The sequence below is a fragment of the Parashewanella sp. 2210YD4-3 genome, assembly GCF_056591735.1.
The window spans coordinates 90,839-104,362 of the sequence record NZ_JBWQOG010000014.1 but is presented as its reverse complement, the minus strand read 5'-3'; the positions used below and the strand labels follow the sequence as shown (position 1 = coordinate 104,362).

Below are 13,524 nucleotides of genomic sequence, written 5' to 3'. Positions count from 1 at the left end.
TTCATTAAGCGTCTAGATATCCATCAACATGAATAAAAAAAGGGCGAAATCTAACGAAATCGCCCTTTTCTAGAGTGTTTGCTTATGACTTATTTATTGTCATCTGTTTTAAGTATGGCTTTAAGCACTTCTTCATCGCTTTCAGTGAATGCTTCTGAAGTATTCTTATTCGCTCTTTGTTTGCGAACAAGCAATCCAATAACGATAACACCACAAACAAGTAAACCTAGTGGTCCCCACCAAAGTATGTAGGTCTTGGAATCCATTCTTGGCTTATATAATACAAAGTCACCATAACGCTGCGTCATATATTGAACAATTTGCTCATCGCTCTTGCCTTCTTCTACCATTTTATAGACTTGAATACGCAAGTCGTGGGCAACGGGAGAATTTGAATCAACCAAATCTTGATTCTGACATTGCGGACAACGCATAGAACGAGCAAGCTTAAGTCCCCGCTCTTGGTTAGCTTGGTTTTTAAATTGGTAGGTATCGACTGGGGTAGCTACTGCCTGACCTGTAACAAAGCTTCCTACACAAATTAATAAAGCCATTATCCACGGTTTCATTATGATGCTCCTTGCGCTTGAGCTTGTTGTTGTAATTTTTCAATTATAGGCAGCAAGGTATTGTTCCATACCTCTTCTCCTATTGGACCAGCATAACGGTATTGAATAATACCATTATGATCGATAATGAAACTCTCAGGCGCACCGTATACACCAAGATCTACCCCTAATTTCCCCATAGGGTCAAAAATGTTAAGCGCATAAGGATCGCCCACAACGTCTAACTCATGTAAAGCGGCTTTACGTTCATCACGATAATTAATGCCATAGATAGGCAAAATATTTTTCCCTTTCAATTTCATTAAATATGGATGTTCAAACTTACAAGAAGGACACCAAGTTCCCCAGACGTTGATCATCGAAACTTTACCGATCAGATCTTTGTTGGTGATGGTTAAGCTCTCATCTTCCAGCTTTTGTAATTCAAAAGCTGGAATGGGTTTTCCAATAAGAGCTGAATCTAACTTTTGTGGATTCAAAAATAGCCCTTTATAGAGAAAGAACCCTAATACCGCAAAGGTTACTAAAGGTAAAAATAAGATGACTTTTTTCATCGTTGATGGTTTTCCTTATTCCGTCACAAGTTGACCAGTTGGTTCAATATCTTGAGCAGGCTTTGTGAATTTCGCTGCTACTTTTTTACGATATCGTTTATCAGAGGCGGATAGTAGGCCACCTATCATCATAAATATGGCACCAAACCATAACCAGCGAACAAAGGGTTTGTAAGTAATACGTACAGCGTAGTCGGTTTTCGAAATTGGATCGCCAACGGTAACGTACAGATCGCGTAATACGCCCCAATCAATCCCCACTTCAGTCATACTCATTACTTGAATATTATATTCGCGTTTTTCAGGATGAATGGTGTTTACTTTATTCCCGTCTTTATAGATATCCATATAGATACGGCTAGCCGAATAGTTGGGGCCTTTTACTGGTATTTCTTTTACAAAAGTAAAATCATAACCTGCAACATGCTGAGTGATCCCCGGTCCCATTCTCACACTGCGTTCAATGTCATAGTTGGAAACAAATGTCGCGCCAACAACGGTCACTGCAATACCAACATGAGCAAACGCCATGCCCCATTGGCTGCGGCCGATGCGTTTAATGTCGAATCTTCCTGTTGCTGCTGTAGCATTTTTATACATGACTGCCACCGTAGCTAAGGTCACCCATATTGCTGCTGCTGAGCCCATAGCGACCCAAATCTTATACTCTGTGCCAACAAATAATGGTACCAAGAAGCCTAGCAACACAGCGACTACGGCTGGGAGCCAAAGGGTCTTTTTGACTTCGCCTTGTTTGGCTTTTTTCCAGCGGATCACAGGTCCGATACCCATAAAGCATAACGTGGCTAATGCAATTGGAACAAATACCGCATTAAAGTATGGAGGACCTACTGATATTTTACCCATACCCAAAGCTTCAATCAGTAATGGATATAGAGTTCCAAGTAATACAGTGGCACAGGCTACCGTGAGTAATAAGTTACAAACTAAAATTAACGTCTCTTTTGACCACAGTTGAAAACGCGATGGACTGGCCATCTGGTTGGCTTTGAAACCAAACAAGGTTAACGAGCCACCAATAGTAATGGCCAGTAGTATCAATATGAACGAACCACGGCTTGGATCGGCTGCAAATGAGTGAACTGACGTTAACACTCCAGAACGAACAATAAAGGTACCTAATAAACTTAAGCTAAAGGCAAAGATAGCGAGAAGCACTGTCCAGTTTCTAAAAGTACCGCGTTTTTCGGTAACAATTAATGAATGAACTAATGCTGTACCGACTAACCATGGCATAAAGGACGCATTCTCAACGGGATCCCAGAACCACCATCCGCCCCAGCCAAGCTCATAATAAGCCCACCAAGAGCCAAGCGCGATTCCCCCTGTTAGGAATATCCATGCCGCTAGTGTCCAAGGACGACTCCAGCGTGCCCAAGCTGAATCCAAACGGCCACTCATTAACGCCGCAATCGCGAACGCAAAACTTACCGAGAAGCCAACATAACCGATATAAAGCATTGGAGGATGGAAAATCAAACCCACATCTTGAAGCATTGGGTTCAGATCTCGCCCTTCTAACGGCATTGGGAATAAGCGCTCAAACGGATTTGATGTCAATAACATAAAGGCGGTAAAACCGGTCACGATCAAACCAAGGATAGCAAGCACCCTTGCCGTGTATCGAATATCAATACTCTTGCTGAACTTAGCGACGGCCGCCGTCCATATCGATAAGGTGAACACCCAAAACAGCAGTGAACCTTCATGCCCACCCCACACGGCGGCTATTTTGAAAAATTCAGGCAGTTGGGAATTAGAATGCTGAGCAACATACTTTACTGAAAAGTCATCAGTACCAAAGCTGTACCCTAGTATCAAGATGGCAATAAAAATGAAAGTAAACATGCCATAGGAAAGCGGCCATGCATAGCGGATCAAATGATCATTACGCTGTGCAACACCAACCAAAGGAATGACAGTTAACAGTAATGCAAAGGCTAGCCCGAGTACCAGTGCAAAGTGTCCGAGTTCAGGGATCATGAAACGTTCCTACTACAAAAGAGTACACACAGTAGTTACTGTGCAAAACTTGGCTTATTTTAGAGTGAAACCTATTAGATGTCTCTTTATTTTATGATTTCCACAGGCTTATATTCAGCTACTGCTTGATCTATATCTAGTTACCGTAGCTTTATTGACGTATAATCTGCGGACTTGTACGGCTAAGCCGTAGGCCGATAATTTATAAAGCATTAACATGATGACGACATTTTGGATTTTTATTGTTCTGTTTATCTTAGTCAGTTTGCTGATGATCTGGCTGCCCTTTTTCCGCCAGCGAAAAACCAATCAAATCAATACTGACGTACGTCAAAGTGCTAACATTGCGCTTTATAAAGAAAAAATTGCAGCTCTAGAGCAAGAACTCACAGAAAACCAAATTGATCCCAAAGAGTTTGAAACCTTAAAGCACGAACTCGAAATCACCTTATTGCAAGATACCAAGCAAGGTAATGAAGAGGACCGTCATACAGAAACGCCAAGTCACAAATCACCCTTATGGCCAGCGATAATGTCGATTGTGATGCTTTCTGTTTGTGGTTATTTCTACCATAAGCTTGACGCTTACCAAATCTTAAGTGACGTTCCTCAATTAGCTCAAAACCATACTAAGATGTCACCTGAGCAGATCATGCGTCAGCAACTCGCTATGATGGAGCAGCAAGTTAAAAAGAACCCAAAAGACAGTGAAACCTGGTTTAGTTTAGGCCATGCCTACATGTCTTTAGGCCGTTATCCAGATGCCATCAGCGCCTTTGATAACGCCATTAACATTGATGGTGAGACCGCAGAATTATTAGGGCCAAAAGCCACTGCAATGTATTACCAAGCCGGGCAAGTGATTACTCCTCAAGTTCAAAACCTAATCGATAAAGCATTGGAACTCGATCCTACTGAACCTTCTACTCTATTATTGGTAGGGATGAATGCCTTCTTCGAAAGTCACTATCAAAAAGCAATTGATGCTTGGCAGAAAATACTGGACAGTGAGCGCAATGATATTGATCGCAATGCGGTAACGAATGCGATATCTGAGGCGAAAAAACGCCTAGCACCACCAGTAGATAGCGCTAAATTAGGTGTAAACATTACCTTAAAGGTAACACCTGAGCTAGCTAAGCATGTATCAGCCAAAGATACGATTTACTTATTTGCTCGCACCTCTGGCGATAAAATTGTGCCGATTGCTGCTACAAAAATCACCGCAGAAGCCTTGCCTATTGAGGTGAAATTAGATCAATCGAATACTTTAGGGACTGGCACAGACTTCAGCCAAGTGAAAACCGTCGATGTCATTGCTCTACTGACAAAGTCAGGCAAATTAAAAGCGGAAAAAGGTGATTTACAAGGTCGATTATCAAATGTGAAAGTAGGAAGTAGTATCACTTTGACATTGAATGAACTGATCAAATGATCGGTTAACAGATATAAAAAAACCGGCTCCCCCTCAGGTGCCGGTTTCTTGACTTCACACGAATTATTTTTTCGCAGAAGACATGTACTTAATCGCAGCTTGATAGTCTGCATCAGTACAATCAGTACACATACCACCTGGAGGCATTGCACCCATTCCTTTTTTCACAACTTTAACTAGCTGATCAGTACCCAGTTTTAAACGAGGTGCCCAATCTGCTTCATTGTGTACTTTAGGAGCGCCCGCTACACCCATAGAGTGACAGATGTGGCACGCTTTGTCATAAACCGCTTTACCATCTTGCGCCATTACATTGGCAGATAGAGTCAGCGCAGCTACCGCTGACATCACTAACAGTTTTTTCATATTTAATGTTCCTAATGCCGTTACAAACATTGCTTGAAAGTGTTGCCTGAATGCTAAATTGCCAGACAATCAAATATTATTGTAGTAATACCTATTTAATATAGCTCGGTATTAAGACATTAGAATACAATAAATTGTGACAAAACTCACCCTACCTCCATGAAGATTTTATGGTTAATCGTCAATACGCCTGTATAAATGCTGTCAAAAGGACATGTTTTTCAGTGCGATAAACAGTGATCATCCTTGTGATGGAATTTAATGGAGTTTTGCAGTAAATCAATTTCTTGTTACTTAAACATAACGGAAAGTAAACCATTGCAATGCTTTGTGCTACTATTGCGCCAACCCAAAAATCATCGTTTGTGTGTATCGCAAACCAAGACCCATGAAAGAGGGCTCCGTGTCGCAACCAGTTTCAACTAATGTCTTATTGACCGCTGACAATCTGACTTGCATTCGTGAAGAACGCGTGTTGTTTGATGAGCTGAGTTTTTCGGTAAACGCGGGAGATATCATTCAAATAGAAGGGCCGAACGGCGCTGGAAAAACCAGCCTACTGCGAATATTGACCGGCTTGTCTCGCCCTTATGATGGTCGAGTTTGCTTCCAAAACCAACCTATAGATCAAGTCTCTGATGAATTCCGCCAAGCCTTGTTGTATCTAGGACACAAAGCGGGCGTGAAGCCAGAACTTACCGCTAAAAAAAATCTTGAAGTGCATCTAACCCTTAATGGGTATGAAGATGCCGATCTGCACGCGATTTTGTCAGAAGTGAACCTATCAGGTTTTGAAGACAGCCTTGCAGGACATCTATCCGCAGGCCAACATCGACGCACCTCGTTAGCAAGGCTATGGCACACCAATGCCAAAATTTGGATTTTAGATGAACCCTTTACCGCCATTGATAAACATGGCGTTGAACATTTGGAAAATAAATTCCTCGAACATGCTGATCAAGGAGGGTGTGTGATCTTGACCAGTCATCAAGATCTCTCTGTGATACCAGCTGAGCGTCTTAAAACCATTCGCTTAGACGCGCAGGAGGATTAATCATGGATAAGTCAAATCAGCTTAGTTATTGTCGAGGATTCTTTACAGTATTAAAGCGGGACGTGGCTATCGCTTTACGACAACGCGGTGATATTTTTAATCCATTATTGTTCTTTATTATGGTGATCACCCTATTCCCATTGGGCATTGGCCCTGAACCAAATACTTTGGCACGTATCGCACCGGGGATCATTTGGGTGGCCGCATTGCTCTCTGCCATGTTATCACTAGAGCGCTTGTTTAAAGCCGATTTTAACGACGGAACGCTTGAACAAATGCTGTTAAGCCCACAGCCGCTTACCATATTGGTACTGGCAAAGGTATTAGCGCATTGGATTTTAACCGGATTACCTTTAGTGCTGATCTCACCATTATTAGCACTTTTATTAAATCTCGATCATCAAGCTTACCTTGCGTTGGTCCTGACCTTATTATTAGGCACACCAGTATTGAGCTTATTAGGTGCAATTGGCGTAGCATTAACCGTAGGACTAAATAAAGGCGGTGTGTTATTGAGTTTATTGATATTACCCTTGTATATTCCAATATTGATTTTTGCCACCAGTGCCATTGATGCCGCTGGAATGAATTTACCGTATGATGGCCAACTGGCAATTATCGCCGCCATGTTGGCAGGTTCATTAACCATGGCGCCATTTGCCATTGGCGCTGCATTAAAAGTGAGTACGAATTAGATGTGGAAATGGTTACATCCCTACGCTTCACCTGAAAAAGCGTATCAACTGTCTACAACCCTATTCCCATGGTTTGCCGTGTTAGGGTTCTCGTTAACCCTCATTGGCACAGTTTGGGGATTAATGTTTGCGCCTACTGATTATCAGCAAGGTGATAGCTATCGAATCATCTTTATTCATGTTCCTGCGGCGTCTATGTCCATGTCAGTTTATGTGGGCATGGCCATCGCTTCGTTTATCGGCATGGTGTGGCAGTTAAAACTCGCGGATTGGAGTGCCGCTGCCATGGCTCCCGTAGGCGCAGTCATGACCTTTATAGCCTTGATCACGGGCTCATTTTGGGGAAAACCCATGTGGGGCGCTTGGTGGGTTTGGGATGCTCGATTAACTTCAGAGCTTATCTTACTCTTCCTTTATTTAGGTGTAATCGCGCTTTATGCATCCTTTGAAGATAAAGTCGTTGCCGCACGTGCTGCGGGCATTTTAGCCATCGTCGGCGTCATTAACATTCCGATCATCAAATACTCTGTGGATTGGTGGAACTCACTTCATCAAGGCTCTACCATTAAAATCACTGAAAAGTCAGCGATCACTAACGATATGCTGTATCCGCTGTTAATGAATATTTTTGGTTTTGGTTTACTGATCGGCGCTATTGTGATCATGCGCTTTAAGGCTGAGATCATCGCCCGAAGCAGTATGCGTTCGTGGGTAAAAACCATGGCACTTGAAGGGGAGAACAAATAATGCAATTTGATTCATTGCAAGCCTTTCTTAACATGGGTGGCTATGCGTTTTTTGTCTGGTGTTCCTATGGCATCACCTTTGGCAGTATTGGCATACTCATATATTTAAGTGCGACTCAAGAGAAACGTAATCTCAAACGTATCGCAGATAAACTCAAACGTGATGAGCGATTAAAAGCAATTCGGAGAAATAAACATGAATCTAAGGCGTAAAAAACGATTGATCTTAGCCAGCACTTTGATCCTTGGTGTCGCAGCAGCTGTGTCGCTAATGCTATACGCTCTCAACTCAAATCTGAACTTGTTTTATACACCATCTGAAATCGTCAATGGTAAAAAAGACAGTGGCGTAAAACCGACTATCGGACAACGCATTCGTATCGGGGGTATGGTTACGGTTGGTTCACTTAAACGTGATCCGAAAAGTTTACACGTAGAATTTGCCGTTCATGATGCCGGTGGCCATCAAATTACGGTAGTGTACGATAACTTGCTGCCAGATCTGTTCCGAGAAGGTCAAGGTATTGTGGCGCAGGGCGTGCTAATCGCACCTAACCGTCTACAAGCCTCAGAAGTATTAGCCAAGCATGATGAAAATTATATGCCGCCCGAAGTAGCAGAAGCTATGGGGAAAGAACATAAAAAGCTTGAATATGGGCAAGACAAAAACTAGGTAATAACGTTGATTCGCAGCTTTAGCTTTATCCTAAAGCTGCGAATAGCTAATCCACTCTAAGACAATTCATGCAACGAAGTCAGAAACCAACTTCTGTAAGGCGACCTTTCAGCTTCGTTTTTTGAAGATTTAACTGAAGCAGCTGTTCCTTTAATCCTGATTAAAAAATCTTCTTCCAAATCTCTGTAGTATGAAGATACTTCAGACTCTTCAGTGTTAATGCCCTTCCTTAAACAAATAGTACTATCGTTAGGAAACACAACCCAATAAATTTTTTTTCTTTGCAAATTCCATGATTCAGTTCGATGAATCCGAACCTTAAACCTGACTCTTGAATCAAGACAATTGAGTTGTAAACGTCTGATGGCTTCATCTGCTAGATAATCATCATCGGTACTCGTGAGTAGTTCAAGGTCACGATAGGCCGCTGAGCTATCTTTAAAACAATCTTCACCACCTATCTGGTGAACGATTACACCGATATCAGAAGGCGTTGACGATACTGCATTCGAACAGCGATCAGATAATGTATTTTGAAGAGATTGGGCTCGCTTCAGATTTTTTGCACCATCAACTTTGCACAAAGGAATGTCTTCAATTTGATTATTAGAGAAATGAAATCTGAGTGAAAAAGTATGTTCTTCTGATTCTTTGAAATTATTTCTAACCTTCCTCGAATCATGTATTACCTCAGGAGGGTAACAACCATATGCCTGTTTCAAAGGAAGAGAGTTAAAAGCACTCATAGCCGAATAGCATGCTGACAAACTAGGCATAGGATCTGGTTCTCTAGAAGTCAAAACTTTAATTGGCATTGTATACTCTTGAGTATTTACCCCTAAAAACCAAAACTTAAGGCGCTCGAACAAATTAAAAATAAACTGTAGTGAAGATTCATTTTTATTAGCGCAACGAATTTTATTCAGCATTTCTTTATCACAAGTAACTTTGGACTGCTGTAAAAAAATACGTTGACGCATATTAATTCTAGCCGTAGACATACTCACCTCTCTCAGTCATTGAAGCCAACTGACAGTTACTTCTATATTCTTTAGTTGGATTTTAAACCTAAAAGTTCTAAAACCGAATTGGTATGAATTATCATTAATTTTATGGATATGTTAGTTAACGTTTTTCACAAAATTAATTATTTATAAAACAGTTAGTTACGCATAAAAATTTCATGCTATAAGACAAAAAAGTGAACAAAAAAAAACATCAACTTTTTCAACAGCATAAGAAGAGAATTTTTCTCAATAAAATATAGAATTTTAATCTCAGCGCTCAATTTGATAGCAACCAAATTACAGATTAAAGTAAATAAAAAACCAGCAAGGAAAGAAGGATGAAACTTTGGTTCTCGAGGGTGTTGAAATTACTAGTGTTAATTACAGTCGTGCTTGTAATAATCGCTTTTATGCTATTCAGGCTCAGCTTACCCCAACTAAATGGCACAATATCAACGCAAAAAATTAAGGCTACCGTTAAAGTAACGAGAGACGCTGAAGGAGTTCCAACGATTGAAGGGCAGTCAAGAACCGACGTTGCTTTTACTACTGGTTACTTACATGCCCAAGAGCGTTTTTTTCAAATGGATTTAGCAAGACGCAACTCGGCTGGTGAACTATCAGAACTATTTGGTGAACGTGCTATCAATTACGATAAAAAGCAACGGATCCATCGCTTTAGACTGGTGGCTAGTCAATCCATTAAACAATTGCCAAAGGCACAAAAACAAGTCCTTAACGCCTATACCCTCGGGGTCAATCAAGGGTTAAAGGATTTAACCAGTAAACCCTTTGAATATTGGCTATTGAACGTAGCACCTAAACCATGGAAACCAGAAGACAGCTTTTTGGTCATCTACAGTATGTATTTAGATCTTAATGATCCAAGCGGTCATCTCGATGCAACGAAAGGATTTTTAACTAAAATAGTCTCACCAAAAGTACTGGCATTCTTATCACCACCCTACACACGTTGGGATTCTCCGCTTCTCAATGACCATAAATATCACATTAGCATACCAAATAAAGATGAGATCAATTTAAGAAGTCTTGCACCTAAGGTCTATGCCTCAATGACAGGTAACATCAAACCCGAAACCATGATTGGTAGTAACAATTTTGCTGTTGCTGGCGAATTAACACCTTATAACAGTGCCATGGTAGAAGATGACATGCATCTTGGCTTACGAGTTCCCACGACTTGGTATCGTGCTCAGTTACGATATCCATCCCCTAACAAGCAACAGATGGTTACCGTGACAGGCGTTACCCTACCTGGCGTTCCAAGCATGATTGTCGGCAGTAATGGCCAAGTTGCATGGGCCTTTACCAATAGTTATGGCGACTGGGTAGATTTGATCAAGCTTAAGGTTGATGGCGATGAATACTTTACTAAAGAAGGCAAAGATAAATTCCATACTTGGTATGACACTATCAATATAAAAGGACATAGTTCGATAGAAATGAAGTTCAACAGCACTCGCTGGGGACCTGTCATTGAATCACCTTATACCAGTCGAAAATATGCCTTAATGTGGACAGCCCATAAACCCAGTGCTACCAACGTTAAATTAATGGAATTGGAAACGGCAAACACAGTGAATGAAGCCATAGATATCGCTAACCAATCGGGCCTACCTCCACAAAATATCACTATTGCCGACAGCCAAGGCAATATAGGGTGGAGCATTGCAGGCAAAATCCCTAAACGAAATCACATAGACACCAAACTTCCCATTGATTGGAGAATGGCCGATACCCAATGGCAAGGTTGGATATCACCCAGTGCCTACCCTAAAGTGATAAACCCTACAGCAAAGCGGATATGGACCGCCAATGCGCGTATTGCAAGTGGTAAGGATCTTCAAAAAATTGGAGATGGTGGCTACGCCCTAGGAGCACGTCAACAACAGATCAGAGATCATTTGATGACGTTAAAACAGGTTGATGAACAAAAGCTTCTCAGTGTAGCGACCGATAGCCGCGCTTTGTACTTATCTCACTGGAGAAAGCTCATGCTAGAGGCGTTAACGCCAACTGAACTAGAAGGACATCCAGAACGCACTTATATACGAGAACAAATACTGCAATGGAGTGGTCGTGCTCAACCACATGATCACGGGTACCGCCTTGTTCGAGAGTTTCATGACCAACTTAATAAGACTGTGTTACAAAGCATCGGTCGTTATTTACTGTCCACAACGCATATTCCACACAAAGAAATTGATGATACTTGGCTGCAAGGCGTAAACCATGAACGAGAAATGCTATTAACCCTATATGAGCACAAGCCAATGAACTGGTTAAGCCCACAATATAAAGATTGGGATCAATTGTTTTTACAGACGATTGATTCAGTAATAACCAAGTTAGCTAAACAGAATCACACTGACGCGATGACGGCATTAAAAGCAGCGACTTGGGGACAGAGGAACACAGCGGCTATCAATCACCCATTAAGCAGTGCCATTCCAATTATTGGAAAATATCTGAACATGCCGGCCGTTGAACTATTCGGTGATAATTGGATGCCGAATGCCCAAAGACCAAATGCTGGTGTATCAGAAAGAATGATTGTTGCACCTGGACATGAAGATAAAGGAATATTTCATATGCCCGGTGGCCAAAGCGGCCATCCACTGTCACCCTACTATAGGAGTGGATTTAATGATTGGGCCGAAGCCAACCCAAGTCCATTACTGCCTGGTAAAGCAAAATATGTACTGAAATTTATTCCACAGAAATGAATTTAGAGAACATGAATTATACCATTCACATCAATTAATTGTGGTTAAAGGGGAGGATTAGCAAAGTAAATACAAGGCGTAATGACGAATCATAGCCTTAGCTATGGTGAGGAGTTACAACGATGTAGTTACAAAGCTAAACCTTTATCTAAAACATAGTTAATTGGTACGAATGGTATTAACTCTAGGCATAAAAAAACCGAGCTATTAGCTCGGCTTTTTTTTATTTCCTGAAAACTTACTCAGCTGCTTCTTCAACAACTTCAGTAGTTTCTGGACGATCAACTAGCTCAATATACGCCATAGGCGCTTTATCACCAGTACGTAGACCGCACTTCAGGATACGGGTGTAACCACCAGGACGTTCCTGATAGCGTGGACCCAATTCAGTAAATAACTTACCGACAACTTCGGCGTCGCGAGTGCGAGCAAACGCTAAACGACGATTTGCAACACTGTCACTTTTAGCAAGTGTGATCAATGGCTCAACTACGCGGCGCAGTTCTTTCGCTTTAACGGTAGTCGTCTTGATGATCTCATGACGAACTAGCGATGCAGCCATGTTTGAGAACATGGCCTTACGATGACTGCTGTTGCGGTTAAGTTGACGTCCACTCTTACGATGGCGCATGACTTAATCCTTATAACCTAAAATCTGTACAGACCTGGGACTTATAGGTCGTCTGCCAAACTAGCTGGAGGCCAGTTTTCAAGACGCATACCTAACGACAGTCCGCGAGATGCCAAAACGTCCTTAATTTCAGTAAGAGACTTCTTACCAAGGTTAGGAGTTTTAAGCAGCTCAACTTCAGTGCGCTGTACCAGATCACCGATGTAATGAATCGCTTCGGCTTTCAAACAGTTAGCCGAACGTACAGTTAACTCTAGATCGTCGACAGGACGCAATAATATCGGATCGAACTCTGGCTTCTCTTCTTTCAGCTCTGGCTCAGACACATCACGAAGTTCAACAAACGCATCAAGCTGTTCAGCTAGAATAGTTGCTGAGCGACGGATCGCTTCTTCAGGGTCGATAGTACCGTTAGTGGTCATATCGATGATAAGCTTGTCTAAGTCAGTACGTTGCTCAACACGAGCCGCTTCAACATTGTAAGCGATACGAGCAACAGGTGAGAAAGAAGCATCGACTAATAAACGGCCAATTGGGCGGTCATCGTCTTCAGTTTGTGCACGAGCAGATGCTGGTACATAACCACGGCCACGTTCTACACGAATACGCATGCTGATGTCATTGTTACCTGTCAAATGACAAATAACGTGATCTGGATTCATGATAGCAACATCGCCATCATGAGTGATATCTGCTGCGGTGACAGGGCCTGCGCCTGACTTACTCAAGGTAAGCATGGCTTCATCTTTACCCTCGAGATGTACTGCTAAGCCTTTTAGATTAAGCAATATTTCAAGGATATCTTCTTGTACGCCTTCCTTGCTGCTGTACTCGTGCAACACACCGTCAATTTCAACTTCGGTGACTGCGCAGCCTGGCATAGACGACAATAGGATGCGACGCAACGCGTTACCTAAGGTGTGACCAAAACCACGCTCTAGTGGCTCTAGGGTTACTTTGGCACGTGTTGGGTTAACCTGCTCGATATCTACGAGACGCGGTCTAAGAAATTCTTTAACAGAACCCTGCATTGTGTCCTC

General features: G+C 42.0%; 14 protein-coding genes. 7 read left to right on the top strand and 7 right to left on the bottom strand.

The annotated features are described in order from the left end of the window. Positions 1 to 89: 89 nt before the first annotated feature. From nrfF to AC1EU0_RS17740, 3 genes are read right to left on the bottom strand one after another with little or no spacing between them, the layout of a single operon-like run. A complete protein-coding gene (gene nrfF / locus AC1EU0_RS17750) occupies positions 90 to 569 on the bottom strand; it encodes a heme lyase NrfEFG subunit NrfF (RefSeq protein ID WP_480303929.1) in 480 nt (159 codons plus the stop codon). After that, a complete protein-coding gene (locus AC1EU0_RS17745) occupies positions 569 to 1,123 on the bottom strand; it encodes a DsbE family thiol:disulfide interchange protein (RefSeq protein ID WP_480303927.1) in 555 nt (184 codons plus the stop codon). Before AC1EU0_RS17745 ends, nrfF begins: the two co-directional genes overlap by 1 nt. 15 nt (positions 1,124 to 1,138) lie before the next feature. Beyond that, a complete protein-coding gene (locus AC1EU0_RS17740; protein ID WP_480303925.1) occupies positions 1,139 to 3,127 on the bottom strand; it encodes a heme lyase CcmF/NrfE family subunit in 1,989 nt (662 codons plus the stop codon). A 217-nt stretch (positions 3,128 to 3,344) separates the two neighbouring features. Here AC1EU0_RS17740 and ccmI point away from each other — a divergent pair, with 217 nt between their 5' ends. Further along, positions 3,345 to 4,562 (top strand): c-type cytochrome biogenesis protein CcmI, encoded by a 1,218-nt coding sequence (gene ccmI / locus AC1EU0_RS17735; RefSeq protein WP_480303923.1) that lies wholly within the window; start codon positions 3,345 to 3,347, stop codon positions 4,560 to 4,562. Positions 4,563 to 4,625: 63 nt separating this feature from the next. Here the strand turns inward: ccmI and AC1EU0_RS17730 are convergent, their stop codons facing one another. After that, complete coding sequence (locus AC1EU0_RS17730) at positions 4,626 to 4,928, bottom strand: c-type cytochrome (protein WP_480303921.1); 303 nt, start codon at positions 4,926 to 4,928, stop codon at positions 4,626 to 4,628. A 403-nt stretch (positions 4,929 to 5,331) separates the two neighbouring features. Between AC1EU0_RS17730 and ccmA the strand changes: the two genes are divergently transcribed. From ccmA to ccmE, 5 genes are read left to right on the top strand one after another with little or no spacing between them, the layout of a single operon-like run. Then, positions 5,332 to 5,982 (top strand): cytochrome c biogenesis heme-transporting ATPase CcmA, encoded by a 651-nt coding sequence (ccmA, locus tag AC1EU0_RS17725; RefSeq protein ID WP_480303920.1) that lies wholly within the window; start codon positions 5,332 to 5,334, stop codon positions 5,980 to 5,982. A gap of 2 nt (positions 5,983 to 5,984) precedes the next feature. Further along, positions 5,985 to 6,677 carry a heme exporter protein CcmB gene (ccmB, locus tag AC1EU0_RS17720; protein ID WP_480303919.1) on the top strand — a complete coding sequence of 231 codons (693 nt, stop codon included), beginning with the start codon at positions 5,985 to 5,987 and terminating at the stop codon, positions 6,675 to 6,677. Beyond that, on the top strand, positions 6,678 to 7,424 hold the full coding sequence (locus tag AC1EU0_RS17715; protein WP_480303917.1) for a heme ABC transporter permease: 747 nt from the start codon (positions 6,678 to 6,680) through the stop codon (positions 7,422 to 7,424). Then, a complete protein-coding gene (gene ccmD / locus AC1EU0_RS17710) occupies positions 7,424 to 7,636 on the top strand; it encodes a heme exporter protein CcmD (RefSeq protein WP_480303916.1) in 213 nt (70 codons plus the stop codon). Before AC1EU0_RS17715 ends, ccmD begins: the two co-directional genes overlap by 1 nt. After that, a complete protein-coding gene (gene ccmE, locus AC1EU0_RS17705) occupies positions 7,620 to 8,096 on the top strand; it encodes a cytochrome c maturation protein CcmE (RefSeq protein ID WP_480303915.1) in 477 nt (158 codons plus the stop codon). The genes ccmD and ccmE overlap by 17 nt, the downstream gene beginning before the upstream one ends. Positions 8,097 to 8,155: 59 nt before the next feature. On the opposite strand, the gene AC1EU0_RS17700 is transcribed toward ccmE, so the two are convergent. Continuing rightward, complete coding sequence (locus tag AC1EU0_RS17700) at positions 8,156 to 9,100, bottom strand: hypothetical protein (RefSeq protein ID WP_480303913.1); 945 nt, start codon at positions 9,098 to 9,100, stop codon at positions 8,156 to 8,158. Positions 9,101 to 9,444: 344 nt separating this feature from the next. Here AC1EU0_RS17700 and AC1EU0_RS17695 point away from each other — a divergent pair, with 344 nt between their 5' ends. Further along, positions 9,445 to 11,853, top strand: coding sequence for a penicillin acylase family protein (locus AC1EU0_RS17695; RefSeq protein WP_480303912.1), 2,409 nt, complete (start codon positions 9,445 to 9,447; stop codon positions 11,851 to 11,853). Between the two features lie 238 nt (positions 11,854 to 12,091). Here AC1EU0_RS17695 and rplQ read toward each other — a convergent pair whose 3' ends face one another. Together rplQ and AC1EU0_RS17685 are read right to left on the bottom strand one after the other, a co-directional pair. Next, on the bottom strand, positions 12,092 to 12,484 hold the full coding sequence (gene rplQ, locus AC1EU0_RS17690) for a 50S ribosomal protein L17 (protein ID WP_121837958.1): 393 nt from the start codon (positions 12,482 to 12,484) through the stop codon (positions 12,092 to 12,094). A gap of 41 nt (positions 12,485 to 12,525) precedes the next feature. Next, complete coding sequence (locus AC1EU0_RS17685) at positions 12,526 to 13,515, bottom strand: DNA-directed RNA polymerase subunit alpha (protein ID WP_480303910.1); 990 nt, start codon at positions 13,513 to 13,515, stop codon at positions 12,526 to 12,528. Positions 13,516 to 13,524: the final 9 nt, after the last annotated feature.

Excerpts from the sequence above, each read along its gene's own strand:
- nrfF (WP_480303929.1), bottom strand. The coding sequence starts at position 569 with ATGAAACCGTGGATAATGGCTTTATTAATTTGTGTAGGAAGCTTTGTT.
- AC1EU0_RS17745 (WP_480303927.1), bottom strand. The coding sequence starts at position 1,123 with ATGAAAAAAGTCATCTTATTTTTACCTTTAGTAACCTTTGCGGTATTA.
- AC1EU0_RS17740 (WP_480303925.1), bottom strand. The coding sequence starts at position 3,127 with ATGATCCCTGAACTCGGACACTTTGCACTGGTACTCGGGCTAGCCTTT.
- ccmI (WP_480303923.1), top strand. The coding sequence starts at position 3,345 with ATGATGACGACATTTTGGATTTTTATTGTTCTGTTTATCTTAGTCAGT.
- AC1EU0_RS17730 (WP_480303921.1), bottom strand. The coding sequence starts at position 4,928 with ATGAAAAAACTGTTAGTGATGTCAGCGGTAGCTGCGCTGACTCTATCT.
- ccmB (WP_480303919.1), top strand. The coding sequence starts at position 5,985 with ATGGATAAGTCAAATCAGCTTAGTTATTGTCGAGGATTCTTTACAGTA.
- AC1EU0_RS17715 (WP_480303917.1), top strand. The coding sequence starts at position 6,678 with ATGTGGAAATGGTTACATCCCTACGCTTCACCTGAAAAAGCGTATCAA.
- ccmD (WP_480303916.1), top strand. The coding sequence starts at position 7,424 with ATGCAATTTGATTCATTGCAAGCCTTTCTTAACATGGGTGGCTATGCG.
- ccmE (WP_480303915.1), top strand. The coding sequence starts at position 7,620 with ATGAATCTAAGGCGTAAAAAACGATTGATCTTAGCCAGCACTTTGATC.
- AC1EU0_RS17700 (WP_480303913.1), bottom strand. The coding sequence starts at position 9,100 with ATGTCTACGGCTAGAATTAATATGCGTCAACGTATTTTTTTACAGCAG.
- AC1EU0_RS17695 (WP_480303912.1), top strand. The coding sequence starts at position 9,445 with ATGAAACTTTGGTTCTCGAGGGTGTTGAAATTACTAGTGTTAATTACA.
- rplQ (WP_121837958.1), bottom strand. The coding sequence starts at position 12,484 with ATGCGCCATCGTAAGAGTGGACGTCAACTTAACCGCAACAGCAGTCAT.
- AC1EU0_RS17685 (WP_480303910.1), bottom strand. The coding sequence starts at position 13,515 with ATGCAGGGTTCTGTTAAAGAATTTCTTAGACCGCGTCTCGTAGATATC.